Here is a 14606-nt window from a genome sequence, read left to right as displayed (position 1 = left end):
TTTACAAAAAGAAGCCTTTTTCTTATATCATTATATCAATAATTTGTGCAAGCAATACTCCGCAAAATTAATATTTCGAATGATTATTCGTTTTTGTCACGCAAAGACGAATTACACTACCTATATGACAAGTGGCATTTCCATCCTGAATTAGAACTGACCCATATTGTGCATAGCAAAGGCACCCGTTTTGTGGGAGACAGTATTGAAGACTTTGAAGAAGGTGATTTGGTTCTATTAGGTGCTTATCTACCTCATGTATGGAAGAATGATGCCAGTTATTTCTCTGATAATTCACAATTAAAAGCCACTGCGCAGGTGATTCAGTTTTTGCCTGATTGCTTCGGGAAAGATTTTTTGAATCTGAAAGAACTCGAAAATATCAGATGGCTGTTTGAAAAAGCCAAAAGAGGTTTACGCATTTCAGGACATTCAAGAACAGAAGTACTTAAGCTATTCAATCAATTGTTTGAAAGCACCAATGGTGTACAACGGATTGTTCTTTTATTACAGATATTAGAAATCATTGCTATGTCGACCGAGGTAAGCTTTTTAAGCAGCGAGGGTTTTGTAGAGTCGTATCACCGCTTTGATGCCGATACTATTAACCATATCTATGAATTTACACTTTCGCATTTTAATCGTAAAATTCTGATTGAAGAAGCGGCTACCATAGCTAATATGTCGGTACCTAATTTTTGCCGTTATTTTAAAAACCGCACGCAAAAAACCTATATTCAGTTTCTGACCGAAGTACGCATAGGCTATGCTTGCCGTATGCTGATTGAAAACCGGAAGAGTATTCAACAGATTGCTTTCGACTGCGGTTTTCATAATCTTTCCAACTTCAATCGCTCATTCCGGCTTCTGAAAAAACAAAAACCTACCGGGTATCGGCAGGTTTTTGGGGGATTGAAGTCTTAACGACTATTTATTTCAAAGAATTTATCCAGGCGGCAATCTTCAAGCCATCTGCCTTAGGTACCTGCGGCATTGGGGGCATTTCGGTTGCATAGTCAGGCCAGTTTTTAGGATTGGGCTTATGGATAAGGTTCACGATTTTATCGTTTGAATACTTACGTTTGGCAATATCCTTAAACGCCGGACCTACCTGGCGTTTATCTTGCTGGTGGCACGCCACGCAAGTATGTTTTTGTAACAGTGGCTTCACTTCATCGTAAGTAGGAACTGCTGCTTTAGTGGCTGTAGCTTTGGTTGCTGTGGCCGTTCTATCGTCAGGCGTTACCAGTTTCTCTGCTTTTGTGGTTGTACCTGCCACAGGTAAATTAGCCGGGCGAGGCACAAAGCCTGTCAGTTTTTCACCAGATGGAATGTTGTTTAAAGTATAGAAAGCAGTATTGTGCAATAGTCCTTTAGCCTCTGCATCTTTTACTCCGTCAGCTTTTATTTCATGAATAAAGTGGTCTCTTAGGCCTTCTACCAACAAACGAACTTTCATACCATCTTCTGACACTTTCAAACCTTTCACGTTCAGGAATTTCTCCCCTACCGGAGGGCTACCATAAACCGGGTGGTATTTGTAGATAAAGCTACGAACCTGATAATTTTTAAAGTCAGAAGCGGTTGCTTTGTTTACCGGTTTGGTAAACTCAATTTCAAATCCATCTGGAGTAGCTCTTACGGCTTTCATTTCAAAAGGCATCTTGCCTGTCCATACCAGACGTTCTACGCCTGCTGTTGTATTACCTGCCGAACCCCATCCACGGTTGGTTTCACCTACAAACAAAGAGCCATCTTGTCCCCAGGTCATACGCAGTATACCTGACTGGAATCCCTCACGGAACATAAAAGATGCTCCCTGATATTCGCCGTTTACTTTTTCAACAAATACACGTGAAATATTACTCTTGCCTTGGTCGCCTACTAATAACTGTCCTGCAAATGGCCCGAAAGCGCCATTGGTCTCGTCTTTCAGAATTTCGGAAGTAGAAATACCCAATACACCATGCGGAAGCCATACAGCCGGAGTTTTTAATTCAGGAATATCTTTTTTCATTTCAAAAAGATATACTCCTCTTTCGTTTTCAATGTTCTCAGGCTTAATGTAATAGCCATTCGCATCTTTATCTTTTCTTGGATTTACTTTAGCATACAATTGTTCGGTTGTCAGTTTCACAGGTGAGTTAGGGTCGCTTGTCCAGCGTAAGCCCGCAGGGTGTCCCATAAAATCACCTTTGTTTACCTGTGCAATAAAGCCTGAACCCATCCAGTCGCCTTGGTTATCGCCATACCAGAACTCGCCGTCTATCATACCAATACCACAAGGCGAGCGCATACCTGTAGCATAAGGTTCTATTTTACCATCTTCTGTAATTCTTACAGCCCAACCTCTCCACGGCACTCTGCTTTCACCTCTCCACCACTCTTCATCTCCAAAAGCTACATTCCCTGTTACAATCATAGAACCATCAGGCAAAAACTTAGGGCCATAGCTATACTCATGGTAGTGGCCTGAAATAGGTAAGGTAGCAATTGTTTCATACACATCAGCTTTGCCATCACCATTTTTATCAATCAGTTTGGTAAGTTCACCACGTTGGGCACAGTAGAGTGCACCATTTCTGTAAGCCAAACCCAATATTTCGTGCAAACCACTGGCAAATTTCTTGAAATACGGTTGTGCCGTACCTGCCATATAGGGGTTATTAATCACCCAAATGTCGCCCCTGCGGGTAGCCAGCGCTACATCGCCATTTGGCAAGGTAGTGATACCTCCCACTTCGAGCAACATATTTTCGGGTACAGGTAGCGTAATGATACGGTAGTAGTCATTTTCAGCCGTATTCTGTGCCAAGGCCGCAGAAACCATTGCTACCGAAAAAAGAATTGTTTTAAATATTTTTTTCATTCTTATACAATTTTAAAGCCTCTGTTTTACCAAATAATCGAATAGCTGATGTTTTCTTTCAATGGCGCAATTAATTCCTGCTTACCACCTACGGTTCTTATCTCGGCATTTCCACTGTCCACTTTAATCAGATAACTGCTATCACCTACATTAAATGTTCCGTCAGCATTTTTGCTGATGGCATCTGCTGAGGCTAATCTGGCATATAAATTATTTACTGCGCCACTTACAGCAATATCCCGTTTCAGCATCTTGCCTTCTTCTACAGGAGTTATTTTGTCTGTAACTTTAGCTCCATAAATGTCATATTTAAAAGTCGGCTGACCGTTGTCATCTAATTCATAGCCCCGTGTACGGAACGTGCCATCCACATTGCTCCATGCTTTATCGGGTGTTTCTAAAACGGCTACCAATGGGGTGTCTCCTAATACGGTCAGGCTACCCATCGGTCTTGAGCTACCATCACCTCTATCCTGCCACATTGGGGTTGCGTTTAAGAAATTACCTTTCCATACCTGAAACAACGAACCGTTATCTAAGTTATAAGTAAAGTGTACATTTTCTTTGTTTCCTACCGAAATGGCGTGTACAATTCGCTTATTTTTATCACCTTCTTTAATATCCATAAACGAGCGTAGTAGAACAGGTTCTGCACCAGTACCTAATAAGATAGGCGAAGAAGGATTGTTTACCATAGTAGAATTGGCTGAGTGTAAAGGGTGTTTACGCACCGTTGCCGACTCGGCATATAAGCCCAATGAGGGTTGTAACCAGCCATCGGCTTTCCAATAGTATAGTTCAAAAGGTACTTCTCCGGCAGGTAGCTCCAATGTTACTTTTCTACCATCAGGATCTGACTGCATCCAGCCATTTTTAAACGCTTGCTGACCATTTATTTTCACTTCAGTATTACCACCGTGCGTGGTAGTAAAAGTATAGGTTCCGGCTTCCGGTACTACAATTTTACCTGCATATTTTACGGCAAACTCATTTTCAGCATTGGTTACTGCCCAGTTCAATGAATTCAGATTGCCACTATATTCCGGTTTGATTTTTTCTATGTCTCCAATCGTTCTGAAATTACCTTTATAGACACCGTATTTCAAATCTTTGAATGACAATACTTGCTGGTTATAGCTCTTATATCTGATATTTCTGATAGCTACATTGCCGTGGTCTCCCTGAAAACGAAGTGGCCCCATAGCAACTTCATTGTCAACCCATGCACCTCTGGTTTGTCCGGTCAATTCAACGTTTTCATGAATCAATACGCCATTCAGATAAATAGAAAGAATACGGGCATTGGCAGTTTTCTTGCCACTTGCATCGAATCTTGGTGCCTGAAAAGAAATTTTAATATTTTGCCACAAACCGGGTGCTTTGGCCACATTCAAACGGGGAGCAATACCCTGATAACCTTTTGAACCTTCCGGTTTTGAATCATCCCAACGTTCGTAAATACCACCTACGTCGCCGTATTTAGGTAATTTTTTACCCCAGCTATCAAACAACTGAATTTCATAACGGCCTTGCAGATAGATACCGGAGTTTGAGCCTTTCGCCATCATAAAATCAAGGTCAAGGTCTAAATCTCCGTGCTCCATTTTGGTGAGCAAGTCCATTTCAATACCATATTTTCCGGGAGGGTGTTCGCATAATAAGATGCCGGTGTTAATTCCTGTCGAAGCCTCTTTTTTGTGTAAGTCGTTAGGTTTTGTAAAATCTGCTTCTACCGCACCCACAATGCTCCATTGGCCTTGTGTTGGTCTGAAAGCATCCATGTTATTCAGTGGAATCACCTGCTGTGCAGATACTGTATTAGCAAGTAATCCACAGAAAATGAGATTTGTTAGGATTTTTCTCTTCATTGTACATTTTGTTTGAAAGCGCAAATGTAACAGCAATTGTCAGCAATTGAAAGCCCTTTTAAAGAAAACCATTGAGAGCATCTGATTGAATTTAAGTGTATTTTTTACAATTCTTTCATAAAATCTTAAAATTCTCTTTAAAAATACTTTTAAACAAAACCCGTGCAGAAATGGCATACTTCTTCGTTTTGTTGTAAAATTGCAATAATATTAAACACCTTAGCTTTTAGATGAAATCCAATCGTATTATTCTCATTCTGATATTTTTCGCTGTTGGTTATTTTCTTTACTACAAAGACAAGCCCGGTCCTATCAGCAAATTATGGGAGACTGTATCGGGCGTTTTTAAAACAAAAGATTCTGACACCAAAAAGGATAACCCTTACAAGGCGCCTGAGCCTGATAATGAAGCCACTGCTACCAAAGATGATAACGAATCTACGGCTTCAAACAAGAAAAAAACCGAAGGAAGTACCAAGGAAGAAGAGGGTTCTCTGTTTGATAAATTTAAAGAAAAAGTATTGGGCAAAGACGAGCAGGAGGAAACAGCTTTGGGCGACCACGAAATTGCTGATTTTGCCCTGCCCGCCATTAATAAAACTGACGAAATTATAAAGCACAAAAACTATACGCTTCGCTATGAAGAGAAATATGAAGTACCTTCGTGGGTAGTACACAAACTAAGAGGTGAATTTACCAAAGGATACGCCAACCGGGGCGATAACCAGTTTATACCGGATAAAAAAGTTGAAGGTAATTCTGCCCTATCGACTGACTACAGCAATTCGGGCTACGACCGTGGACACATGGTTCCGGCAGGAGATTTTAAATGCTGCCAGGATTTAATGAATGAAACCTTTTTTATGAGTAATATATGTCCGCAAGTACCTGATTTCAACAGAGGAATCTGGGAAAACATCGAAAGTCGTATCAGAGGCTGGGCAGTTCGCGACGAAGAATTGTATGTGGTAACAGGCCCGGTTTTAACAAAAGGCATGAAAACTATCGGGAAATATAATGAGGTAGCAGTTCCTAAATCTTATTACAAGATTGTGTTGTATTATCAGGCTAACAATCCGAAAAAGGCACGTGTCATTGCATTTTTATTGCCCAATGAGGGCTTATTCGGCAAAAGAATGAACAATTATGTAGTATCGGTTGATGAAGTAGAACGTATTACGGGCTTAGATTTCTTTGCTAAACTGCCTGATACGATTGAAAATAAATTAGAAGCCGAAAGCGACTGGGAGGCCTGGACAAGGGTACAATAAAAAAGGTGTGGGAAACTCCCACACCTTTTTTATTACAAAACCCGCTGAATGATATTCCCTGTTACTTTCTCTTTCAGAATCACTTTTTTACGTCCATCAGGCAGGAATTCGTCTTTAATATGCCAATGGTCTGCATCATAATCTACAAATGGTGAGGGTTCTGTTACATCGGTTCTTCCTCTCCAGTCCTTAATAACTACAGGCTCCCATTTCTTGGTTTTAGCCGATTTATAACATGCATCTATTACGGCATTTACAATGTAGCCATCATAGAAGCTCTCCATTGGTGTGGTGCCATTGTCTAAGCTATCAAACATATCTGTAAACATATGGGTATAGCCTAAAGAGTTTACTTCGTCACCGACCGGGAAGAGCCAGCCGGAAGCACTTTCAGCTTTTTCGGCTACATAACTTGCTTCCTGTGCTGCTGTAAACATTTCAAACCCTGTACGCATAAAATGGTCTGTTCTTATTACCCCTTCAGTGCCTGCCACCTCATCTCTTAAATCCATTCCTCCTCTGAACGACCAGCTTACTTCAAATTGCGCTACAGCTCCATTGGCATACTTTACTAAAGCAATGGCATTATCTTCTGCTTCAATAGGCTTTACCTGTGTAGCCGCCCAACACATTACCTCAACAGGTCTGATGTCTTTGCCGATATAGTTACGGGCAATTTCTATACAGTGGCAACCCAGGTCAACAATAGCACCACCTCCGGCTTTTTTTAAATCCCAGAACCAGCTTGAATGAGGCCCGGGATGTGCTTCTCTTGATCTTGCCCAGGTTACACGACCAATCACCCCATTTTTAACCGATTGCAAGGCATGAAGCGTTTTAGGGGTATAAGCGAGGTCTTCAAGGTATCCATGAAATATCCCTGCTTTTTCTACCATTTCCAGTATTTTTTTTGCCTCTGCTCCTGTACGTGCCAACGGTTTGGTACAAAGCACGCTCTTTTTGTATTTGCAGCATAATTTGATAGCTTCCAGATGCAGGTCGTTAGGCAGGCCTACAATTACCACATTCACACTTTTATCTTTAATGGCTTCTTCCATACTGGTTGTATATTTCGGAATATTCCATTCTTCAGCAAAGGCTTTTCCTCTTTCTTCACTTCTTGAATAGACTACCTGTACACGGTCAGGGCGACGATGTTCATGGAGAGATTTTGTATAAAACCAGCCTATTAGTCCGGTGCCTAACATAGCGATTCTATGAGGTTTATTACTCATGGTTAAAATATTATGAAGGTTGATAGATTGTAAAATGCTTGTATAGACAAGCACATTGCAAGATACTAAAGAAATAGAAAACCCAATAAGTTGAAAACAAAAAAGAATCTGCAATTATAGTGGCAGATTCTTCTTGGTTATGTTGATGAAATAAAAGACTCGCTTTTCAAGCAGTTTATCTATTCAATTTCAGTTTTAAATTCATTTCTTTTTTGGCACTACGATACCAGATAAATATCAATGTCGGGATTGATAAATAGGTAATTGCCAGTAAATACAAAATTCCATCATTAATTCCTGTGCCAATCACCCCACGGCCTTCGCTCAGGTTGCTACCCACAGTAGCTCTACACATAGCACATTGTGCCATTGAAAACGTACAACTGATTAATAGAAATACGGTTGTACTTAATATGATTCTGAATGCTTTCATTGTCTTAAAGATAATAAGGTTTTATCATTAAATAAGCAATTACTCCTGTAATAGATACATATAACCAGATTGGAAAAGCAATCTTTGCTATTTTTCTGTGTCGTGCTATCTGGTTAGTCCACGAAAAATAATAGGTTCTTAATACCAAAGGTAAAACGATAAAAGACAGCCCGATATGACTAATCAGTACGAAAAAATAAAGATAACGCATAATACCCTCTCCGCCAAATTTCGTACTTGGGTTTGAAATATGATAAGCTACATAACATACCAAGAACAAACCTCCTAAAGTAAAGGCACCTGTCATTACATTCTTATGCTGCTCTATCTTTCTTTGTTTAATCAGATAAAATCCGTATAATAATAAAACAGCCGTTAATGAATTAATCATTCCGATTGCATGCGGCAAAACTTTTGTCCAGGCACCTAAGTCAAATTTCTGACGAATGCCCAACATCAATGCTACTACCAATGGTATCACTATTGATAGTAAATTTATCCATAACATGGATTTTTTCTCTAACTGTGCTTCCATACTTATTCCCTCTATTGAGGATTATTTTTGTCTTTATAAATTTCCTGTAATACTTTTATTTCAGCTATCAACCTTTCTACATCGGCATTAAAGGTGCCATCATAAATACCTCTGATATACCCTTCTTTATCTATCAGCATCATTTTCTCAGAATGGATAAACATTTCATCTACATTCTTGATATTCTTATCATATTCCGACGCATCGGCTATAGGCAACTTATAACCTTTGATAGCCAAATCATATACTGCTTTCTTATCTCCTGTCAGAAAAAACCATTTACCGTCTTTGGCATCATACTTTTTCGCATAAGTTTTCAGTACTTCCGGTGTATCATGATTAGGGTCAACTGAATGAGAAACCATCATTACGTCAGGACTATCTACAAATAAATCCTGCACACGTATCATAGACGAACTCAGTTTGGGGCAGATAGTTCCGCAACGGGTAAAGAAGAAATTGGCTACGTAGATTTTACCTTTTGTCTGTTGAGAAGAAAATTCACTACCGTTCTGGTCGGTCAACTTAAACTCAGGTATTTTATGAAATACCGTATCTGCTCCTTTCATCAATACCTGTCCGTGTTCATCCATCTCAGGCATAAAATACGGGAGCTTATAATAATTATTTCCGAAGAGTTTCAGAAATATAAATATAAAAGCCGGAATTACTAATATCGCTATTAGTATTCCGGCCTTGCTAAAATTTTTACTCATTTTCCGAATATGAAGCGTTCAAATCCAATATATCCCCCCTCAATAATCAAAGCTACAACTAACCATACAACAAATATACAGGGTAATACAATTGTCCATATCAGTGATTTCACTTCATGTTTTAAGTGCATAAAGATACCAACAATGTAGTATGCTTTCACAATAGTCAGAATAATGAAGATTCCGATTTTTGTCCATTTATAATGGTCTGCATCTATGGTAAATGCAATCACGAACTCAATTGAAGTGATGATTAAAAGTATCCAGAACGTTTTCCAGATTTCTTTGGTTTGCGCCGGGAGTTTCTCTTCGTGACCGTGGTGTTCTGTATGTTGAGCCATTTTTTAATACAATATTTTTAAGTTTATCCAATCTGACGATTGAGAAATCATTATCTATTCTGACTACACAAGGTAGAAGAAGGTAAATACGAATACCCAAACAAGGTCCACAAAGTGCCAGTATAAACCTACTTTTTCTACCATTTCATAGTGTCCTCTTTTTTCGTAAATGCCATTAGAAGCATTATAGAAAACCAGAACGTTCAACACTACGCCTGATAATACGTGGGTTCCGTGGAAACCGGTAATAAAGAAGAAAAAGTCTGCAAAAGCCGGAGGGCCATATTGATTCTGAACCAGGTTAGCACCAAATACTTTAGTACCATTAGCCAAAGTAAGACCTTCTTCGGTACCGTGGATGAAGTGTCCCCACTCCCAAGCCTGTGAGCTTAAGAAGGCAATACCACCCAGGATTGTCCAAAGCATATATTTTTCTACATCAGCTTTGTCGCGACGGTGTCCGGCTTCTACGGCCAATACCATTGTAACCGAACTCATGATAAGAATGAATGTCATGATACCTACGAATACCAGTGGAGCTGATATGCCATGCAAGAACGGAACCGCCTCAAATACTCGCTCCGGGATTGGCCACCAGGCATTCGAAAATTCAAAGTTTTTTCTTAATCCTTCAAAGGTTGGAAAACTAAAACGCACCAAACCATAAGAAACCAGTAAAGCCGAAAAAGTAAACGTATCGGATAGAAGGAAAATCCACATCATTAATTTTCCGTATCCAACTTTCATTGGTTGGATTCCACCCTTCCACATTAAATGTTCAGCGGTCGTTGAGTTATTTGCACTTGCCATAGCTGATAGTTTCTGAGTTTCAAACAGGCTGTAAAGTTACCTGTTTAAATCTTGAAATTGTAAAAAGTTTATCTAAAATACAATAAAAATACGAACAAATATACCCAAAGTAAATCAAGGAAATGCCATGCTGTTGCGCATACTTCAACCAGCAAAGTATTCTTAGAATTGATTTTCATTCTGAATGCCATAATAAAAGTAGCCACCAGAATTCCCAATCCGATTAAAAGGTGAGCCATGTGTAAACCCGTAAATACATAGAAGAACGAGCCAGATGGATTGCCTTTTAAGAATACACCTTGTTGTTGCAGATTCTGCCAACCGAGGTATTGCATAACTAAGAATGTCATTCCGAAAATAAAGGTAATGGCTACCGCAGTTTTCAATAATGCTTGGTTATTCTTCTTAGCTGCTTGCAACGAAAAGTGCATAGAAACACTACTTACCAGCAACACAAGCGTACTAAACCAAAATATCTGCGGAATATCAAATTCTACCCAGTTACCCTCTGCTCTTCTTACCAGATATGCACTTGTTTGCGAAGCAAAGAGCATAATGATGGTAATAATGAAGAGCCATACCATAAACTTCCATTTATTGACCGACAATACCTGTTTAGGTTCTTCGGTCAACTTATTTATAGGCATTTTTAACTCTTTTTCTCTCATTTTTTTACCTGAATCTAATAGGCTTATATTTTATCTAAAAGGTAGGCAATCTGCACTACCGGAAGATAAATAAACGACCCGAACATTAATTGCAATGCGGCTTTTCTATCTACTTTTCTCATCAGATGGAATGTCTGCGCCAGGAAAAGGATACCAAAAATCATCGCTACTATAGCCGAATTGATACCTGTCATACCCATATAATAAGGCACCCAACATAAGGGTAATAAAAACAAGGTATAAATCATTATCTGAATAGCAGAGTTCAGGTTTTGTCCACCACTTGAGGGCAACAATTTAAAACCTGCTTTGCTGTAATCTTCATTTAAAACCCAGGCAATGGCCCAGAAATGCGGGAACTGCCAGAAAAACTGAATGGCAAACAAAATACCCGGTTCTAATCCGAAATGGTTTGTAGCCGCTATCCAACCAATCATCGGAGGAAAAGCGCCAGGCAATGCCCCTACTGCTACTGCAATCGGCCCTACTCTTTTCAGTGGAGTATAGACAAAGCCATATAAAACCATTGATAACAAAGCCACTAAACCTGCTCTCAGATTAAATTCATAGAACAGAATATACATGGCTATTACTGCTAATCCCCAACCAAAAAACGCTGCTTCTTTTACCGATAATCTGCCACTTGGCAAAGGGCGGTCTTGCGTACGCTTCATCAAGGTATCCAGATCTTTTTCAATAATCTGGTTGATGATATTGGCGGCGGCTGTTGTTGAAAATGCCGCAATACAGAAAAGAACTAACTTTACCCAGTCTAACTTATCAGCCCCTAATATAAAACCAAACGCCCCAGAAAAAACCACGGTTGCAGACAACCTGAATTTTGTGATGTCATATAAAGCCCTGAGCTTTACACTAACTATATTTTGACTGACTGATTGACTCATTACTTTAATGAAAATTCCGGAACGCCTCTGAAAATCCTTTCTTTATTCAACAACAGATACAAAACAAACTGTACTCCTAACATCAGAATGGCAATTGTTAAATGAATAGGCTGCGAATAAGCCGGAAGTCCCAGATAACCTAAAATCAAGCCTGATACCATTTCAATGGCTATCAGAATTATCAGCCCAATTGAAAACTGATAGATAATTCCTTTATGGCTGTTATTTTTTAGTATTCTGTTTAGAAATAAAATATGTAAACCTAAAACTACAAATGAAAACCAACGATGCGTTGCAAACTTTCCGCCCAGATTAGCTACCCATTCGCTTCTTAACTGTTCTCCCATCGCTATCGCTACCTGGTCAACCATTTCTCTTACCTGTGTACCTAACAATACCTGACCAAGCGTAACCAATATCAAGGCTGTAAGCAGAAAACTGATTGAACCTGCTTCTTTGATGTCTTCAACTTCTACTACATGAGTGTAAGACCTCGCCACTGCATACAACAACACAAACACAATAATGACCGACAGCAACATATGTAGTGTAATCATTACGGGGTGTAACTCGCTCGACACTACTTTTGAACCCAACCACCCCTCAAAACCAACCAATACAAAAGCGATGAAACTTAACCAAACAATCGTTCTGTCTTTTTTCCAGAAAGAACGTATCGAAGTCAAAAAAGTGGCAAAAACAAACAGACCTATTAATACGCCAACCAATCGGTTTATATATTCAACCCAGGTTTTAACTGCATTAAATTCTACTTCGCCTTTGAGTTTGGCACCAAAAATCTCTTTGTAATTGACAGGTAATTGCGAAATATCTGTTGGTGGTACCCAACTGCCAAAACATTTAGGCCAATCAGGACAACCCATACCAGAACCTGTTGCCCGAACAATACCTCCAACCAATATCAGCACATATATCGCTCCAATCGTCCAGACACCCAGCTTTCTAAAAGTTACCATGATTTTGTTGATTTATATGTTAAGTAGCTTTATTGCTAAAGCTACTTAACTTAAAATCTTGGTTTATCAATCAGGGATATTGTAATTAAACTTAATTCCCTCAATTTCTTTTTCCTCTTTGATTTGCTCGTTTTCATCTTCCAGGTTAGACTCTGGAGTAGCTGAGAACGGAATGTTCTGAGGGATAAAATCTTCGGCAGCACCTGGCTTGCTATAATCGTAAGGCCAACGATAAACCGCAGGAATCTCTCCTTCCCAGTTACCATGACCCGGATTAACCGGTGTTGTCCACTCCAAAGTATTTGAACGCCAAGGGTTAGCAGTTGCTTTTTTACCCCAGAACATCGAATAGAAGAAGTTGAACAAGAAAATAATATTTGCTGCAAATACCACGATAGCGGCAATAGTACTTAATTCTGCTAAGTCCTGATATTTGTTAGTAAAGTCAAAACCTGTATAAGAGTAATATCTTCTTGGGAAACCGGCAATACCTAAGTAGTGTTGCGGGAAGAATACTACATAAACCCCAGCGAACGTAATCCAGAAGTGAATGTAACCTAAAGTAGCATTCATCATTCTGCCAAACATCTTAGGGAACCAGTGATATACCCCTGCCACCATTCCGAAGAAGGCTGCAGAACCCATTACCAGGTGGAAGTGAGCTACTACAAAGTAAGTATCGTGCAATTGAATATCTAAAGCACTATTACCTAAAATAATACCTGTAACACCACCCGATACGAAGAAAGATACCAGACCAATTGAGAACAACATAGCAGGAGTAAACACGATGTTACCTCTCCACATGGTTGTAATATAGTTGAAGGCTTTTACGGCCGACGGTACTGCAATAATCAAGGTCAAGAGCATGAACACCGAACCTAAGAATGGATTCATACCTGTCATGAACATGTGGTGAGCCCATACGATGAAGGCCAGGAACATGATACCCAACATTGAGAAAATCATGGCTCTGTAACCAAAAATTGGTTTTCTTGAATTAGTAGCAATGATTTCCGACGTCATACCTAAGGCAGGAAGGATTACGATATATACTTCCGGGTGACCTAAGAACCAGAATAAGTGCTGGAATAAGATAGGGCTACCACCTTGATTTGGTAATGCCTGACCATTGATATAAATATCTGACAGATAGAAACTTGTTCCGAAACTACGATCGAAAATCAATAAAAGTGCCGCAGAGAATAATACAGGGAATGACAAGATACCTAAGATAGCAGTAAATGTAAACGCCCAGATTGTCAGAGGCATTTTATCGAAAGTCATCCCTCTTGTACGCAAGTTAATTACAGTAGTTACATAGTTTACACTACCCAATAAACTGGATACGATAAAGATTGCCATACTCACCAACCACATGGTCATACCTGTTCCTGAACCCGGTGCAGCATCTGGTAAAGCACTTAATGGAGGATAAACAACCCAACCACCACCCGCAGGGCCATCATGCACAAACAACGAAGCAAACATGATAACACTTGAAAGGAAGAAGAACCAATAAGATAACATATTGATAAATCCTGATGCCATATCTCTTGCACCTACTTGTAGCGGAATAAGGAAGTTAGAGAAAGTACCGCTTAATCCGGCTGTCAATACAAAGAATACCATGATGGTTCCGTGCATGGTTACCAAGGCAATGTAGTAGTTAGGGTCAAGTTTTCCGGCTTCATCAAACCATCTTTCTCCAAGAATAGGCTTTAACCAACCTAAGTCAATTCCGGGAAAACCTAATTGTAAGCGAAAAACTAATGACAAGAAACCTCCAATCAAAGCCCAGATAATACCTGAAATCAGATACTGTTTAGCAATTACTTTATGGTCTTCAGAAAAAATGTACTTTCTGATAAAACTCAGCTCATGGTGTTCGTGAGCGTGGTCATGTTCGTTGGCATGTACGTCTGCGTGTGCTGCTGCTGCCATAATATTACTATTTTTAAGAATTTTCTGTTGTTAA

General features: G+C 39.5%; 14 protein-coding genes. 2 read left to right on the top strand and 12 right to left on the bottom strand.

The features are described 5' to 3' along the window. Positions 1–45 precede the first annotated feature (45 nt). Positions 46–924, top strand: coding sequence for an AraC family transcriptional regulator (locus tag EWM59_RS02165; protein ID WP_130019301.1), 879 nt, complete (start codon positions 46–48; stop codon positions 922–924). Positions 925–931: 7 nt separating this feature from the next. Here EWM59_RS02165 and EWM59_RS02160 read toward each other — a convergent pair whose 3' ends face one another. Further along, positions 932–2869: a c-type cytochrome gene (locus EWM59_RS02160; RefSeq protein ID WP_130019300.1), complete on the bottom strand. Its 1938-nt coding sequence runs from the start codon at positions 2867–2869 to the stop codon at positions 932–934. A 26-nt stretch (positions 2870–2895) separates the two neighbouring features. Next, positions 2896–4737, bottom strand: coding sequence for a 3-keto-alpha-glucoside-1,2-lyase-like domain-containing protein (locus EWM59_RS02155; protein WP_130019299.1), 1842 nt, complete (start codon positions 4735–4737; stop codon positions 2896–2898). A gap of 230 nt (positions 4738–4967) precedes the next feature. Here EWM59_RS02155 and EWM59_RS02150 point away from each other — a divergent pair, with 230 nt between their 5' ends. Continuing rightward, on the top strand, positions 4968–6008 hold the full coding sequence (locus EWM59_RS02150; RefSeq protein WP_130019298.1) for a DNA/RNA non-specific endonuclease: 1041 nt from the start codon (positions 4968–4970) through the stop codon (positions 6006–6008). A gap of 32 nt (positions 6009–6040) precedes the next feature. Here EWM59_RS02150 and EWM59_RS02145 read toward each other — a convergent pair whose 3' ends face one another. The 10 genes from EWM59_RS02145 to EWM59_RS02100 form a co-directional block, all read right to left on the bottom strand. After that, positions 6041–7243, bottom strand: coding sequence for a Gfo/Idh/MocA family protein (locus tag EWM59_RS02145; protein WP_130019297.1), 1203 nt, complete (start codon positions 7241–7243; stop codon positions 6041–6043). A 175-nt stretch (positions 7244–7418) separates the two neighbouring features. Beyond that, positions 7419–7676, bottom strand: a complete 258-nt coding sequence (locus EWM59_RS02140; RefSeq protein WP_130019296.1) for a CAMCR motif-containing small membrane protein — start codon at positions 7674–7676, stop codon at positions 7419–7421. Positions 7677–7680: 4 nt separating this feature from the next. After that, entirely contained in the window at positions 7681–8211 is a 531-nt protein-coding gene (locus EWM59_RS02135) for a DUF420 domain-containing protein (RefSeq protein ID WP_130019295.1), read from the bottom strand. An 11-nt stretch (positions 8212–8222) separates the two neighbouring features. After that, the gene (locus tag EWM59_RS02130) at positions 8223–8927 is read right to left on the bottom strand and encodes an SCO family protein (protein ID WP_130019294.1); all 705 of its coding nucleotides are present in this window, start codon (positions 8925–8927) and stop codon (positions 8223–8225) included. Further along, positions 8924–9268 (bottom strand): cytochrome C oxidase subunit IV family protein, encoded by a 345-nt coding sequence (locus tag EWM59_RS02125; RefSeq protein WP_130019293.1) that lies wholly within the window; start codon positions 9266–9268, stop codon positions 8924–8926. The genes EWM59_RS02130 and EWM59_RS02125 overlap by 4 nt, the downstream gene beginning before the upstream one ends. A gap of 63 nt (positions 9269–9331) precedes the next feature. Then, the gene (locus tag EWM59_RS02120; protein ID WP_130019292.1) at positions 9332–10078 is read right to left on the bottom strand and encodes a cytochrome c oxidase subunit 3; all 747 of its coding nucleotides are present in this window, start codon (positions 10076–10078) and stop codon (positions 9332–9334) included. A 68-nt stretch (positions 10079–10146) separates the two neighbouring features. Continuing rightward, complete coding sequence (locus EWM59_RS02115) at positions 10147–10746, bottom strand: cytochrome c oxidase subunit 3 (protein ID WP_165372086.1); 600 nt, start codon at positions 10744–10746, stop codon at positions 10147–10149. Between the two features lie 23 nt (positions 10747–10769). Beyond that, entirely contained in the window at positions 10770–11651 is an 882-nt protein-coding gene (gene cyoE, locus EWM59_RS02110) for a heme o synthase (RefSeq protein ID WP_130019290.1), read from the bottom strand. Beyond that, the gene (locus EWM59_RS02105) at positions 11651–12628 is read right to left on the bottom strand and encodes a COX15/CtaA family protein (protein ID WP_130019289.1); all 978 of its coding nucleotides are present in this window, start codon (positions 12626–12628) and stop codon (positions 11651–11653) included. The genes cyoE and EWM59_RS02105 overlap by 1 nt, the downstream gene beginning before the upstream one ends. Positions 12629–12694: 66 nt before the next feature. Then, entirely contained in the window at positions 12695–14572 is a 1878-nt protein-coding gene (locus tag EWM59_RS02100; protein WP_130019288.1) for a cytochrome c oxidase subunit I, read from the bottom strand. Positions 14573–14606 lie beyond the last annotated feature (34 nt).

Source organism: Emticicia agri (assembly GCF_004168285.1).
In the GTDB taxonomy this organism is placed as follows: domain Bacteria; phylum Bacteroidota; class Bacteroidia; order Cytophagales; family Spirosomataceae; genus Emticicia; species Emticicia agri.
Note: the sequence above shows the minus strand (reverse complement) of the source record. Positions and strands in the feature narration are given on the sequence as shown.

Bases quoted from the DNA above. Each gene is read 5' to 3' on its own strand.
- EWM59_RS02140 (WP_130019296.1), bottom strand. From the start codon at position 7,676: ATGAAAGCATTCAGAATCATATTAAGTACAACCGTATTTCTATTAATC.
- EWM59_RS02105 (WP_130019289.1), bottom strand. From the start codon at position 12,628: ATGGTAACTTTTAGAAAGCTGGGTGTCTGGACGATTGGAGCGATATAT.
- EWM59_RS02135 (WP_130019295.1), bottom strand. From the start codon at position 8,211: ATGGAAGCACAGTTAGAGAAAAAATCCATGTTATGGATAAATTTACTA.
- EWM59_RS02160 (WP_130019300.1), bottom strand. From the start codon at position 2,869: ATGAAAAAAATATTTAAAACAATTCTTTTTTCGGTAGCAATGGTTTCT.
- EWM59_RS02120 (WP_130019292.1), bottom strand. From the start codon at position 10,078: ATGGCAAGTGCAAATAACTCAACGACCGCTGAACATTTAATGTGGAAG.
- EWM59_RS02115 (WP_165372086.1), bottom strand. From the start codon at position 10,746: ATGAGAGAAAAAGAGTTAAAAATGCCTATAAATAAGTTGACCGAAGAA.
- cyoE (WP_130019290.1), bottom strand. From the start codon at position 11,651: ATGAGTCAATCAGTCAGTCAAAATATAGTTAGTGTAAAGCTCAGGGCT.
- EWM59_RS02100 (WP_130019288.1), bottom strand. From the start codon at position 14,572: ATGGCAGCAGCAGCACACGCAGACGTACATGCCAACGAACATGACCAC.
- EWM59_RS02125 (WP_130019293.1), bottom strand. From the start codon at position 9,268: ATGGCTCAACATACAGAACACCACGGTCACGAAGAGAAACTCCCGGCG.
- EWM59_RS02150 (WP_130019298.1), top strand. From the start codon at position 4,968: ATGAAATCCAATCGTATTATTCTCATTCTGATATTTTTCGCTGTTGGT.
- EWM59_RS02145 (WP_130019297.1), bottom strand. From the start codon at position 7,243: ATGAGTAATAAACCTCATAGAATCGCTATGTTAGGCACCGGACTAATA.
- EWM59_RS02130 (WP_130019294.1), bottom strand. From the start codon at position 8,927: ATGAGTAAAAATTTTAGCAAGGCCGGAATACTAATAGCGATATTAGTA.
- EWM59_RS02155 (WP_130019299.1), bottom strand. From the start codon at position 4,737: ATGAAGAGAAAAATCCTAACAAATCTCATTTTCTGTGGATTACTTGCT.